The following is a 12,789-nucleotide window of genomic DNA, read 5'->3' on the forward strand; positions in this document are numbered from 1 at the left end:
CGCTAGGTCCGGGACACGCAGGGCGTGCCCCGGGGAGACGGGGCTGGCCCTTAGAGGCCGCCGACACAGGCGTACTTCAGCTCTGTGTACTCATCGAGGCCATGGCGTGAACCTTCGCGACCGAGACCCGATTCCTTGACGCCGCCGAAGGGGGCGAGCTCGGTAGAGAGGATGCCCTCATTGATGGCGACCATGCCGTACTCGAGTTGTTCCATGGTGCGCCAGATACGGCGATAGTCGGTGGCATAGAAGTAGGCGGCCAGACCGAATTCGGTGTCGTTGGCCATGGCGATGGCTTCGTCGTCGCTGGAGAAGCGGAACACCGGGGCCAGCGGCCCGAAGGTCTCTTCCCGGGCGACACGCATGTCGGTGGTCACGTCGGCCAGTACCGTGGGCTGGAAGAAGGTGCCCTCCAGGGCCTCACCGCCGGCGACCAGGCGGGCACCGTTGTCGAGGGCGTCAGCGATGTGCGACTGCACCTTGTCCACCGCTGCCGAGTTGATCAGGGGACCCTGAACCACACCGTCCTCGAGGCCGTTGCCGACCTTCAGCTCGCCCACGCGCTTGGCCAGCTTCCCGACAAAGGCATCGTAGACGCCGTCCTGAACCAGGAAGCGGTTGGTGCATACGCAGGTCTGGCCGGAGTTGCGGTACTTGGAGGCGATGGCACCCTCGACGGCGGCGTCCAGGTCGGCGTCATCGAAGACGATAAAGGGCGCGTTGCCGCCAAGCTCCATGGAGGCCTTCTTCACGGTGTCGGCGCACTGGGCCAGCAGGATCTTGCCCACCGGGGTGGAGCCGGTGAAGGACACCTTGCGTACTCGGGCATCGCCGGTCAGTACCGGGCCGACTTCGCGCGGGGAGCTCGAGGTCACCACGTTGAGCACGCCGGCGGGGATGCCCACGTCTTCAGCGAGCTTGGCCAGCGCCAGGGCGGTCAGCGGGGTGGCCTCGGCCGGCTTGACCACCACGGTGCAGCCGGCGGCCATGGCCGGGGCGCACTTGCGGGTGATCATCGCCAGCGGGAAGTTCCAGGGGGTGATGGCGGCGACCACACCGACCGGCTCGCGGAACACCAGGATACGCTTGTCGGGTCCGTGGCCCGGCAGGGTCTCGCCAGCCACACGCTTGGCTTCCTCGGCGTAGAACTCGACGAAGGCAGCGCCGTAGGCGACCTCGCCACGGGACTCGGCCAGCGGCTTGCCCTGTTCACGGGTCATCAGTTCGGCCAGGGCTTCCTGGTGGTCCATGATGCTGTTGAACCAGGCGCGCAGCAGGGCCGAGCGCTCCTTGGCGGTCTTGCGCTTCCAGCCGGCCCAGGCCGCATCGGCGGCACCGATGGCTTCGCGGACTTCCTCGGCGTTCAAGTCCGGCACCTCGGCCAGGGTCTCGCCGGTGGCGGGATTGGTGACGCTGAAGTGGCGATCGGCGTCACGCCACTGGCCGCCGATGTACGCCTTGTCGATGATCAGGTCCTGAACGTGGGACATGCGGGAGCTCCGGAAAGGGTCAGAGAAGAGGGGTGTTATGTCATGATTGACGAGTGTGCATTATTTGAAACATCTCGCCAAGGGCTGTGATCGGAATTTTTTACGCCCGTTCGAAGAATGCATCGATGAGGCTTGCCGGGCCCTCGAGGCCCAGGTCTGGAAGATCTATCGGCAACAATCGCCATCGGCGTGGCGAACAGTTTCCGGTACACTGTGTCGCCGACTTCTAGCTGCCCGAAGCGATGGTCCTTGGCGCCTTGTGTCAGGCCGGACCGGGCTGGCCTGACTCCGTGTTTCTGCGAGGTGAGACTTGGTTGATCCGCTCAATGCCTGGTGGGCTCAGCAACTGGTGCTGTGCGACTGGGCCTTTATGCCTGACCCCTTGATGCTGCCTGAAGAGGCGGCACGTGAGCGATTGGCCGCCCTCGAGATCCCCGACCGGGGCGAACTGGGGTGGCGCCTGCTCGAGCTCAATGCTGCGAACACGGTGCCTGCCTCCCACCTGCTGGGAGCGCTTGAGCTGGTGGCCCTGGCAGGGGCGTCGGGATGGATGTCGGCCGAGGTAAGTCGTGGCTGGGCAGCACGCCTGTGCAGCGACATCCACCATCGTCACGCAAGCCTGGATGAATGGCTGGAGGCACTCTGCGCCTCCCGCAGCGGCGAAGGCTGGCTTCGCGGCGATGAGGGCTTGCTCGATACCTGCCGGGCGCTGTCGAAGCTGGAAGGCGAGGGCGCCGGCATCACCTGGCCGTTGCTCGGCACTGCGCTGAGTCGCGAGCCTGCCGCCGCCCTCTGGCCCGACAGCCCGGAAGATCGTGTCTGGCGATTGCGGGCGGCCTTCTCGCCGGTACTGATGACGCCGGCCAGCATCGATGACTGGGACGGGGTCGAGGCCTGGCTGGGGGAAGTCTGGCAGATTCACGGCGCCGAGGATCTCAAGCGCGCCTTGCTGTGGCTGACCAGTCAGGGGGATCGCCAGGGCTGGGATATCGACGCCGCGCGGTTGATGGCGGTCAGTGCCGGCGAACGCCAGGCCTGGTGTGAGGGGCTGGCGCCTCAGGAGCGCCCATACGGCCGCCTTCTGTGCCGCTACGTGGATCAGGGGGAGCCGCTGGAGTGGGCCGCCTGGGACTGGCTGAGGGCGGTGGATCTGGCCTGGGCCGGCAGCTGCATCGGCTGGCTGACACCCCAGGAAGCGTCGCTGCTGGCGCATCACGCAGGCGATCTGGTCCAGCGTCGCTACAGTGACTGGAGCGCCCTGGCGCGCTCCTATCAGCGCGGCCGTGGTCTGTTCGAAGGTCAGGACCGGCTGCCGACCCTGGCAGCCGACTGGCAGTTGCTGATGGGCTCGCCGGTGAGCCCTTGGCATGGCTCGTTGCAGGAGTTGCTCGACCAGGAGCAGGTCGAGGCATCACGCCAGGCGGCCAGGCAGTGGCGCGCCTCACCTCGCCACTGGGTGCTGGCGCTGGCCTCGGTGCGTGAACCCGAGCTGGCGGCACGTCAGGGGCCGATTCCGCCGCTGCCCCAGGCACGTCGTGACGAGGCGCGCAAGTACCTGGCGGAGACCCTCGATCTGCACCCCGACGAGGGCGCCCGCTCACTGGTGCGCTACTGGCTGCCGGCCCAGGCCCATCATCTCAATCAGCTGGCGGCTGACGCGGCGCATCGAGCGCTGCCATCGGCCAGAACCCCCTTTGGTGATGCGCCCCAGGCGGATCTGGCAGGTCGTGATGGCCTGGCCAGGGCGACCCGCCATTCGGCGACCATCCATATGGCCGAGAAGTACGCCTTCTACTTGCTGATGAGCATGGACAGTGAGCAGTTCGACGAGGACAGCCTGACCGATATGGCGGCGTCCCTGCGCGATGTGCTGTGTCGGTTCTACAGCACCCCCAAGCGCCTGCTCGAGGCCTGGGCGACCTGGGATGCGCTGTTGCCGGAACCGGATCAGCCTTCCTTGACCTACGAGATTCGCTGGCACCTGGACGATCCGGGTAGCCTGTTCCACTGGCTCGAGTGGCGCAGCGGCGATTGGCGCGAGCCTGGCGAGCGTCCGAGCCTGATGCACTTTACCGCGCTGTCGCTGGTGGGACCCTTGAACACCGCCGCCTGGAGCCTGCCGCAGCCGGAAAGCGACCGGGAAGGGGCTTCGATCCTGGAGTGGATCGATGGACACTACGGCCTGCACTCCGCCACCGAGCTGATCGATTTCGTGCGCTTTCTGTTGGACGCCGGTGATCGCCAGGAATATCAGATCAACTACGCGCCCTACACCCTCAACAGCGCGCGCCTGAATTCCGAGATTGCGACCCTGGAGTCCGGTGAGTGCAACGAGGAAGAGCGCAACCACCTGGAGCGCCTGCTGCGGGTACGTGACAACGCCGACCAGTGCAATGACGTCGACATGTGTGCCTGGGACCTGGCCCAGGCGGTCGACCTGGCGATCGCCGGTCGCCAGCTGGGCTGGCTGGCTCAGCAGGACTTCCTGGCACTGCTGGAGCGTGCGCACCAGTTGGCGTCGGAGCACTACGCCGGTTGGCAGGAGTATGCCCGGGGTCTCTATGCAGGATTTTCGTTCTTCATGGGGGAAACCCCTGAGCGCGAAGCGTTTCTGGCCAGCTTCCGCCAGGCGCTGGTGGCCTGGCTGTCGGGCGCTCCGCCCCTCGCCGGCACCTGGGCCAGCCTGGATTTCCCGGGTGCGCGTCCCCGCCATTGGGCACCGCTTCACATCGATACCTTGCCGGGAGATGGACGAACCCTGCACTGATCGTCGCGAAACAGCAGAAAAAAACGCCAAAAAATTGTCCTGATCTATCGTCAGATCGGATAATTTTGGCTAGTATCGTATTGATCTTTCGTCAGGCCTCCCATCAAGAAGGAGGCCGAATTGTCAAACTTGCAGCTGAGGGGCGTTATGGTAGTGACACGAGTGCGTCACTTCCACAGCGGCTCTTGGGCGCCGGCAGGCCGTCAGCCAGGCCGGTTCAGGGAATGAGGTGTGTGTCGCATGAGCGTCGCCCAGACAAGCCGCGTGACAGCGGCGATGGTGTTGCTTGGCCTGCTGTCAGGCTGTGCGGCATCGAACTACCAGAATACCGCCGATAACGACTACTTTTCCCGTGATATGCCGAGCCTGGCCGAACGCGCCGCCTCGCGCATGTCCCCGCTGGAGGACCCAGCGGCAGGGGGAAGCTTCCTTGAAGATCCCGCCGCTGCCATCCGCGAGGCGCTGATGGCGGAGCACGATCGCTGGGCGGGTACGCCCTATCGTTTCGGCGGCACCGGCATGAGCGGCATCGACTGCTCGGCGCTGGTGCAGAACATCTTCAGCGACGCCTTCCAGGTGCAACTGCCGCGCACCACCGGCAGCCAGGTGCATACCGGCGAACCGATCACGCGTGATCAGCTGTCTCCCGGCGATCTGGTGTTCTTTCGTCCTCCGGGCAACCGCCACGTCGGCATCTACGTCGGCCAGGGGCGCTTTCTGCACGCCTCATCGTCGCGCGGTGTGATGATCTCCAAGCTGGATAACAGCTACTGGCGCCGCTACTACTGGCAGGCGCGTCGACCGCTGGAACCCACCCGGTTGAGCATGCGCCAGTTCGCCTACAGCCCGGCGGGCATGGGCGGCTGAAGCGTCCTCGGCGCCATCGACGTCGCCACCACAACGGGGCGAGCCTTGTACTGGGCTCGCCCCGTTTGCGTTCGCAGGCCCTGGCTAGCCCTCGACGACTCCTGGTTACAGGGAGTCGCGTTGCGACAGGGCGTAGTCGATAAAGGCGCGCTCGGCGCGTGACAGGTAGCCCTGTGGCTGCCAGGCCAGCGACAGGGTCAGCCAGGCGGCGGGGTCAAAGGACACCGCCGACAGGTCATCTTCCTCGATCACCCGACGCAGAAAGGTGGTGATGCCAAAGCCCTGGCGGACGATGGCCTTGGTCAGCGGGATCAGATTCGACTGGAACGTCAGGCGGGGCTGGATATCCAGCCGTCGGGCCATGGCGTCGACAAACTCGCGGTGAAAATAGCCGTCCTGAAACAGCACCAGGGGCTCGCTCAGAAAGGCTTCCGGGGTCACGCTGTGGCGTGCCGTGAAGGGATGGTCCCGGGGCGTGCAGACCACCATCTCGGCACGCAGCAGGGCCTCGGTTTCCAGTTCGCAGGTACTGCCATCCTCGACCACGATTCCCAGGTCCAGCTCGCGAGCCTTGATCATTGCCTGCAGTCGGCGGGCGCCCGCCTCGATCACCGTCATGCGGATGCCAGGGTGGCGTGCGGCAAAGCCCATCAGCAGCGGCGGCAGATAGTAGGAGCCCAGCATCGAGGGGATGCCGATGCGCACTTCGCCCTTTACCAGGCCGTTGAGTTCCTTCAGCGCCAGTTCGGTGGCACTGGCGTCGGCGAGTAGCCGTCGGGCATGTTCCAGCAGCACCTCACCTTCTGGTGTCAGTCGAACACGCCGATCGTGGCGTTCGAACAGACGAGTGTCGAGGCGTCGCTCCAGGCCCGCGATGGTCTGGCTGACGGCGGACTGGGCGATGTGACGGACGCGGGCGGCGGCGCTGAAGCCGCCGTGCTCCACCACCGCGACAAACAGCGACAGCGAGCGCAGGTCAAAGGGTAGCGACATAAGCGAATGTGATGGATAGCATCATTTTCTTCTGTTGGTGTGATGGTAGTGAAGCATGGAAGATGGGCGAGGCCAACCGGAGACCACCATGATTCACGCCAATACCCCTGCCTGGCGCAGGGCGACCCTCGCCCTGTGTCTGGGCTCGATGCTGGTGTTCATCAACCTCTACGCCCCCCAGCCATTGCTGCCGCTGCTGCGCGATACCCATGAGGCTTCGACCCTGAAGGTGGGCCTGGTGATGTCGCTTGCCACCCTGACCCTGGCGCTCTCGTTGCTGGTCTACGGGCCCTTGTCCGACGCCATCGGGCGGGGCGGTATCATGCGTGCGAGCCTGTCGGTGGCAGCTCTCGCGACACTGTTGGCGGCATTTGCGCCTGGGCTCGACTGGCTGCTGGTCGCGCGCGTGCTGCAGGGGGTCGCCCTGGGAGGGCTGCCGGCGGTGGCGATCGCCTGGATGGGCGACGAGTTCTCGCCGGAGGCGATGAGTCGAGCCGTGGGGCTCTATATCGCGGCCAATACCCTGGGCGGTATCGGTGGTCGCGTGCTGGGAGGCGTCATCGGTGAATGGTATGGCGTCCAGGCGAGCTTCGTGGCGGTTGGCGGTTTGACCCTGGTGGGCGTGGCGGTGTTCTGGTGGCTGTTGCCGGCGGCCAGCGCCTTTGCCCCTCAACCCTTTCGAGTGGGGCACGCCTGCCGCCAGATGCGTGGCCACCTGGCCAACCCATGGCTGCTGTCGGCCTATCTGATCGGTGGTCTCAACTTCCTGGTGTTCATCAACCAGTACAGCTACATGACCTTTCGTCTGGCCGAGGCACCCTTTGCTCTCGGGCCCCGCTGGCTGGGCCTGCTGTTTCTGACCTACCTGGGCGGCACTCTGGGCTCGACGTTATCTGCCAGGGTCGTCGCCAGAGCGGGAGCGCCCGCCACCATGGGGTTGGGCGTTGTCATCATGATGCTGGCGCTGGGTCTGTCCCTGATACCGATGCTCGCCGTCATCATTGCCGCCTTGACCCTCAGCGCCTTCGGCTTCTTTCTGTGCCACGCCACCGCTTCGGGCTGGGTCGGTCGCCAGGCCCGCGAAGGACGAGGCGGCGCATCGGCGCTCTATCTGGTGTTCTACTACCTGGGGGCGAGTCTCGGGCCGCTGTGGCTCGAGCCGTTCTGGCTGTGGCGGGGCTGGCCAGGGGTGGTGGCGGCCAGCTTGCTGGTGCTGGCGACCACGGGCTGGTTGTCCTGGCGGCTAGGAAAGCGGCTGCGGCGTATGCAGCACGAGTGCGTCGTCGAGCGTCGACTCCAACACGTATGAGTCCGCTACAGCGACGCTGTTGCTGATAGGTTGCAGATGCGTTGCAGAGACCGATCGACCTTGGCTCGCACCAGGGTCGATCGGTGTGTCATGACGTTGCTGTCAGCGCCGCGCCGTCAGGATGCTGCGGACGAGGCAGGCACGTCGTGGGGCATGGCTTCGTCTCCCCAGATTTCCTCGAGTCGATCAGGACGGCCGCAGGCATTCTTGTAGAAGGTGTAGCGCACCTTGTTCTTCTGGTAGTAGTTCTGGTGATAGTCCTCGGCCGGATAGAAGGTGCCGGGATCTTCGATGGTGGTCTCGATCGGCTGGTCGAAGCGCTCGGCGATGTCCGCCTTGCTGGCCTCGGCCAGTTCGCGCTGTTCATCGTTGAGTGGCAGCAGGGCGGAGCGATAGGAATCACCTTCATCGCAGAACTGACGGTTGGCGACGAAGGGATCGATATTGCGCCAGAAGACGTAGAGCAGATCCTGGTAGCTCACCGTGTCGCTGTCGAAGGTGACTTCCACCACTTCGGCGTGTCCGGTGCCTCCCGCGCTGACGGTTTCGTAGGTGGGGTTATCGGTGTTGCCCGCCGCATAGCCAGAGACGGTAGCCTCGACGCCATCGATCTTGTCGAAGGCGTCCTCGACACACCAGAAGCAGCCTCCGGCGAAGATGGCCTTTTCTTCGGCGGCGAGGGCGGGGGTCGTGGAAAGCACGGCACCAGTCAGCAGGCCGGCCAGCAGGAAGGTACGCTGATTGAAGGGATATCGCATTCGTAGGCTCCGTCAGGATGGCGTCATTGTAAGGTTCGAGTAGGGCAGTTCCCGGTTGGTTCAGTCATTGTGGCAGGCGCATCCTTACATGCGCTGTCGATAAGGGGATGATTTTTTGCATTTTCGGTCGTAAGGCTCGGTCGCCTGTGCGCGACTCAGGCAGACTGCTAATCTCGATTGCATCCCGATAGCCGGCCGCACAGCTCCTGGTAACGTCATCGTCTCGTCGCAAGACGGGCGCAGGACAACGGGCGCCGCTGCTGCTGGCCACGGCTACCTATCGATCATCGACCCGATCATCGACACCAGTTGACCTAGAAGGAGACGCGGGTGACCCGTAACAAATGGATCTTGCTGGCACTGATTGCCGTCGCCGTGGTGGCGTTCTTTGTCACCGGCGCCAACGAGGCCTTTACGCTGGACGCGATCAAGGCCCAGCAGGCGCAATTTCAACAGTGGTTCCACGAGGACCCCTGGACCGTGGCCGGTGGCTTCTTCGCGGTCTATATCCTGATGGCGGCGCTGTCGCTGCCTGGGGCGGGGTTGCTGACGCTGCTGGCGGGGGCCTTGTTCGGCTTCTGGATCGGTCTGGTGCTGGTGTCCTTTGCCAGTTCGCTGGGCGCGACCCTGGCCGCGGTGATCGCCCGAACCCTGCTGCGCGAGACGCTGGAGACGCGCTTCTCGCGCCAGCTGGCGCGAATCAACGGCGGCATCGAGCGCGAAGGGGCCTTCTACCTGTTCACGCTGCGGCTGATTCCGATCTTCCCCTTCTTCGTGATCAACCTGGTGGTCGGCCTGACCCGCATGCGTCTGTCCACCTTCTATTGGGTCAGCCAGCTCGGCATGCTGCCGGGTACCATGGTGTTCGTGAATGCTGGTCGGGAACTGGGTGAACTCGAGTCGCTGGCGGGCATCCTGTCGCCAGGGCTGATCCTGTCCTTTGTGTTGATCGGCTTGTTTCCCTGGATCGCCAAGGCGGTGGTGGCGGTGCTCAAGCGTCGCCGGCTCGCCGCCGAATACCAGCGCCCGTCGCGTTTTGACCGGGATATCGTGGTGATCGGTGCGGGCTCGGCGGGCCTGGTGGCAAGCTATATTGCCGCGGCGGTGAAGGCCAAGGTGACCCTGGTGGAGCGCCACCGCATGGGCGGCGACTGCCTCAATACCGGCTGTGTGCCGTCCAAGGCATTGATTCGCGCCGCTCGCGCAGCCGAGGATATTCGTCGGGCGCCGTCCTATGGTGTCAGCGCCGGTGAGCCAAGCGTCGACTTCGCCGCTGTGATGGGCCACGTCCACGGCGCCATCGCCGAGGTCGAGCCCCATGATAGTCCGGAACGTTATCGGGGCCTGGGCGTCGATGTGGTCGAAGGAGAAGCCAGGCTGCTCGATCCCTGGCGGGTGCAGGTTGGTGAACAGGTGCTGACCACCCGTCACGTGATCATCGCCAGCGGTGCCCGCCCCAGAGTCCCGCCGTTGCCGGGAATCGAGGATATCGAGGTGCTGACCTCCGACAATCTGTGGGAGCTAAAGGCATTGCCGAAGCGACTGGTGGTGCTTGGTGGTGGTCCGATCGGCAGTGAACTGGGCCAGAGCTTCGCCCGGCTGGGTAGCCAGGTCACCCTGGTGGAGATGGGCCCGCAACTCTTGCCACGCGAAGACGAGGACGTCGCCAGGGAGGCGGCTCAGGGGCTCGAGGCCAGCGGCGTGACGCTGTGCCTGTCGACCCGGGCGCTCAAGGTGGTGGCCGGTGACGGCGATCTCCATCGACTCGAGATCGAGGTCAACGAGGCAGGCGAGACACGTATCGAGCAACTGGAATTCGATCAGTTGCTGGTGGCGGTGGGTCGACAGGCCAACGTCGAGGGGCTCGGGCTTGAAGAACTGGGCGTGGGCACTCGCGACAACGGCACCCTGGACGTGGATGGCGGGCTGCAGTCAGTGCTGCCCAATGTCTGGGCCTGTGGCGATGTGGTCGGGCCCTTCCAGCTGACCCATGCCAGCGCCCACCAGGCCTGGCACGCCACCGTCAATGCCCTGTTTGGCGAGTTCAAGCGCTTCAATGTGAGCTATCGGGCGCTGCCGGCGGTCACCTTCTGTGACCCGGAGGTGGCGCGAGTGGGGCTCAACGAGCGCGAAGCCAAGGAGCAAAAGGTGCCCTTCGAGGTCACCCGCTATTCCTTGTCCGAGCTCGACCGGGCCATCGCCGAGGGCGATACCACCGGATTCGTCAAGGTGCTGACCGTGCCGGGCAAGGATCGCATTCTCGGTGCCACCATCGTCGGTGCTGGCGCTGGCGAGATGCTGGCGGAGTTCACCCTGGCAATGACCCGCGGTATCGGACTGAACAAGCTGTTGGGGACCATCCACCCGTACCCGACCCACTCGGAAGCCGTAAAGGCCGCCGCCGGGGTGTGGAAGAACGCGAACAAGCCCGAGCGGGTCCTGGGGTATCTGGAGCGTTACTTCAATTGGCGGCGAGGCGGGGGAGGCGACGCCGATTCCTCAAGCCAGCCGGTGACGGGAGACAGAGCCGGTGCGAGCCCCGAGCGACACGAAGCATCGTCGCTGTCCTCTGCCCAGTCCAGCGACTGAGCGAACCGCCCAGGCAGTAGCCTGGACCTGAAGACACAAGCGGTGGGCCCTGGCCCGCCGCTTGTGCTTTCCTTCTACCGAATCGACGTTTTACTGCTGACGAGACTTTTATGCTGGATCGCTGGACCATGCCCAGAACCCAGGCGCCCCTGGCGCCTCTGGTCAAGATGCTGGAGCGCTGCAAGGTGACGCCTGATCAGGTGACTCTGGCGGGATTTCTTATCGGCTTGCTGGCGCTGCCGCTGCTGGCCGTTCAGGCCTATGGATGGGCGCTGGCGGCGATCCTCCTCAATCGACTCGCCGATGGCCTGGACGGGGCGCTGGCGCGCCGTCGGGGTACGCCCAGCGATGCCGGGGGATTTCTCGATATCGGGCTGGACTTCGTCTTCTACGCCGCGGTGGTGCTCGGCTTTGCCCTGGCCGACAGCGAGCGCAACGCCTTGCCGGCAGCGCTGCTGCTGTTTGCCTTTATCGGCACCGGGACGTCCTTTCTGGCCTTCGCCATCATGGCGGCGCGCCATGATCTCGAGCGCCCACGCTTCCAGCGCAAGGCCTTCTACTATCTGCACGGCCTGACCGAAGGTACCGAGACCGTGCTGGCGCTGGTGGCCTTTTGTCTGTGGCCGGCGCACTTTCCTGTGCTGGCAGGGCTGTTCGCCGCGGCCTGTCTGCTGACCACCGCCACTCGGCTATGGGGCGGCTATCATACCCTCAGGGCAATCGAGCGAGGCGCTGGCGTCGAGGACAGAAGCTGATCCCCGGTCGTGGCTTGCGAGGCGAGGGGTCTTTCATCAGACGTGATACTCAGACACGCGAAAGGGCAGCCTGGGCTGCCCTTTCTTTTGACCATGCCGGCACTTGATCATGCATGCTCGTGGTGCTTCCAACGAGCGTAGCGCTGATCAGTGCTCGTGGCCGCCTTCGCCGTGCACGTGGCCGTGCTCGATTTCTTCCTGGCTGGCTTCACGGACTTCGGCGATCTCGACGTCGAAGTTCAGGTTCTGGCCGGCCAGCGGGTGGTTGCCGTCGACGGTGACGGTGTCGCCTTCGACCTGGGTCACGGTGACCATCAGCGGACCGCCCTGGGTCTGCGCCTGGAACTGCATGCCCGGCTCGATGCTCTCGACACCCTGGAAGGCGTCACGCGGCACTTCCTGGACCAGCTGCTCCTGTACTTCGCCGTAACCTTCGGCGGGGGCAACCTTGGCGTTGACCTTGTCGCCGGCGGCCTTGCCTTCGAGTTCCTTTTCCAGACCCGGAATGATGTTGCCGGCGCCGTGGAGGTAGGTCAGCGGCTCGCGGCCTTCCGAGCTGTCCAGCACTTCACCTGCATCATTGGTCAGGGTGTAGTGGAACGCGACAACGGAATTTTGCGCAATTTGCATTGATGAACCTTTGGTGAGTGCGTGTGAGGACGCATGGTAACGCGTGGGTGCTGGGGCTGTCAGGGGCGTGGGACATTTTTCACCTTGTGTGGTCATATCCTGAACGGTATTCACGCGCGCCCTCTGCCACCTTCGGGTTGTTGCGCAGTATCGGTGGTGGGGATACCCTCTTGTGAGATTTTTCGATTCTGCCTTTCACGCTTTTCTTGCGGAGCTGAACATGACGCTATTTGTGATCTGGGTGCTGGCCTTTGCGGTACTGCTGGCGGTGATGATCAAGGCCTGGGACAAGGGCCTGAGCTGTGCCCTGGGCAGCCTGCTGCCGGCGGTGCTGCGCAGTGACGATGACCAGTGGATCTGGTGCCCCGCCCTTGCCGTGCTGGGGGCCACCTTCATCGTCTTCCCCATCGATATGCTGATGACACTGCTGGTGATCGGCATCATCGCCCTGGTGGGCTGCAAGCTGGGCTGCTGGGTGATGGGCAAGGTCCACTAGTCGGTGGTGACGTGAATCACCTGGCGTTCACCTGGTGATCACCGAAAGGGCCCTGAGGCGGATACGCCTCAGGGCCCTTTGCATATCACGCAGAGATGTTTGCGGGGGAGCGAAGTGCTGTTGTCGCTTACAAGT

Annotated in this window: 10 protein-coding genes; 6 read left to right on the forward strand and 4 right to left on the reverse strand. The window is 64.6% G+C overall.

Going from position 1 to position 12,789, the window contains the following annotated elements:
* Positions 1-50: 50 nt before the first annotated feature.
* Entirely contained in the window at positions 51-1,490 is a 1,440-nt protein-coding gene (locus KUV74_RS19795; RefSeq protein ID WP_222517172.1) for an NAD-dependent succinate-semialdehyde dehydrogenase, read from the reverse strand.
* Positions 1,491-1,800: 310 nt separating this feature from the next.
* Between KUV74_RS19795 and KUV74_RS19800 the strand changes: the two genes are divergently transcribed.
* Positions 1,801-4,257: a DUF1266 domain-containing protein gene (locus tag KUV74_RS19800; RefSeq protein ID WP_108133252.1), complete on the forward strand. Its 2,457-nt coding sequence runs from the start codon at positions 1,801-1,803 to the stop codon at positions 4,255-4,257.
* A 240-nt stretch (positions 4,258-4,497) separates the two neighbouring features.
* Entirely contained in the window at positions 4,498-5,124 is a 627-nt protein-coding gene (locus KUV74_RS19805; RefSeq protein ID WP_231498679.1) for a C40 family peptidase, read from the forward strand.
* A 105-nt stretch (positions 5,125-5,229) separates the two neighbouring features.
* Here the strand turns inward: KUV74_RS19805 and KUV74_RS19810 are convergent, their stop codons facing one another.
* Positions 5,230-6,117, reverse strand: coding sequence for a LysR family transcriptional regulator (locus KUV74_RS19810; protein WP_108133253.1), 888 nt, complete (start codon positions 6,115-6,117; stop codon positions 5,230-5,232).
* Positions 6,118-6,205: 88 nt separating this feature from the next.
* On the opposite strand from KUV74_RS19810, the gene KUV74_RS19815 reads away from it, so the two are divergent.
* Entirely contained in the window at positions 6,206-7,426 is a 1,221-nt protein-coding gene (locus tag KUV74_RS19815; RefSeq protein ID WP_222517173.1) for an MFS transporter, read from the forward strand.
* Positions 7,427-7,542: 116 nt separating this feature from the next.
* Here the strand turns inward: KUV74_RS19815 and msrA are convergent, their stop codons facing one another.
* Positions 7,543-8,184 (reverse strand): peptide-methionine (S)-S-oxide reductase MsrA, encoded by a 642-nt coding sequence (gene msrA / locus KUV74_RS19820; RefSeq protein ID WP_213228857.1) that lies wholly within the window; start codon positions 8,182-8,184, stop codon positions 7,543-7,545.
* A 330-nt stretch (positions 8,185-8,514) separates the two neighbouring features.
* Here msrA and KUV74_RS19825 point away from each other — a divergent pair, with 330 nt between their 5' ends.
* Both KUV74_RS19825 and KUV74_RS19830 read left to right on the forward strand, forming a co-directional pair.
* Positions 8,515-10,773, forward strand: coding sequence for an FAD-dependent oxidoreductase (locus KUV74_RS19825; protein WP_222517174.1), 2,259 nt, complete (start codon positions 8,515-8,517; stop codon positions 10,771-10,773).
* A gap of 110 nt (positions 10,774-10,883) precedes the next feature.
* Positions 10,884-11,528 carry a CDP-alcohol phosphatidyltransferase family protein gene (locus KUV74_RS19830; protein WP_108133256.1) on the forward strand — a complete coding sequence of 215 codons (645 nt, stop codon included), beginning with the start codon at positions 10,884-10,886 and terminating at the stop codon, positions 11,526-11,528.
* Positions 11,529-11,675: 147 nt separating this feature from the next.
* Here KUV74_RS19830 and KUV74_RS19835 read toward each other — a convergent pair whose 3' ends face one another.
* Positions 11,676-12,158: a peptidylprolyl isomerase gene (locus KUV74_RS19835; RefSeq protein WP_045992921.1), complete on the reverse strand. Its 483-nt coding sequence runs from the start codon at positions 12,156-12,158 to the stop codon at positions 11,676-11,678.
* Between the two features lie 220 nt (positions 12,159-12,378).
* Here KUV74_RS19835 and KUV74_RS19840 point away from each other — a divergent pair, with 220 nt between their 5' ends.
* Positions 12,379-12,654: a hypothetical protein gene (locus KUV74_RS19840; protein ID WP_045992920.1), complete on the forward strand. Its 276-nt coding sequence runs from the start codon at positions 12,379-12,381 to the stop codon at positions 12,652-12,654.
* The last annotated feature ends 135 nt before the right edge of the window (positions 12,655-12,789 follow it).

It is taken from the genome of Halomonas sp. DP1Y21-3 (genome assembly GCF_019801245.1).
GTDB lineage: Bacteria > Pseudomonadota > Gammaproteobacteria > Pseudomonadales > Halomonadaceae > Halomonas > Halomonas litopenaei.

Bases quoted from the DNA above. Each gene is read 5' to 3' on its own strand.
- KUV74_RS19805 (WP_231498679.1), top strand. From the start codon at position 4,498: ATGAGCGTCGCCCAGACAAGCCGCGTGACAGCGGCGATGGTGTTGCTT.
- KUV74_RS19840 (WP_045992920.1), top strand. From the start codon at position 12,379: ATGACGCTATTTGTGATCTGGGTGCTGGCCTTTGCGGTACTGCTGGCG.
- KUV74_RS19815 (WP_222517173.1), top strand. From the start codon at position 6,206: ATGATTCACGCCAATACCCCTGCCTGGCGCAGGGCGACCCTCGCCCTG.
- KUV74_RS19835 (WP_045992921.1), bottom strand. From the start codon at position 12,158: ATGCAAATTGCGCAAAATTCCGTTGTCGCGTTCCACTACACCCTGACC.
- KUV74_RS19830 (WP_108133256.1), top strand. From the start codon at position 10,884: ATGCTGGATCGCTGGACCATGCCCAGAACCCAGGCGCCCCTGGCGCCT.
- KUV74_RS19795 (WP_222517172.1), bottom strand. From the start codon at position 1,490: ATGTCCCACGTTCAGGACCTGATCATCGACAAGGCGTACATCGGCGGC.
- KUV74_RS19810 (WP_108133253.1), bottom strand. From the start codon at position 6,117: ATGTCGCTACCCTTTGACCTGCGCTCGCTGTCGCTGTTTGTCGCGGTG.
- msrA (WP_213228857.1), bottom strand. From the start codon at position 8,184: ATGCGATATCCCTTCAATCAGCGTACCTTCCTGCTGGCCGGCCTGCTG.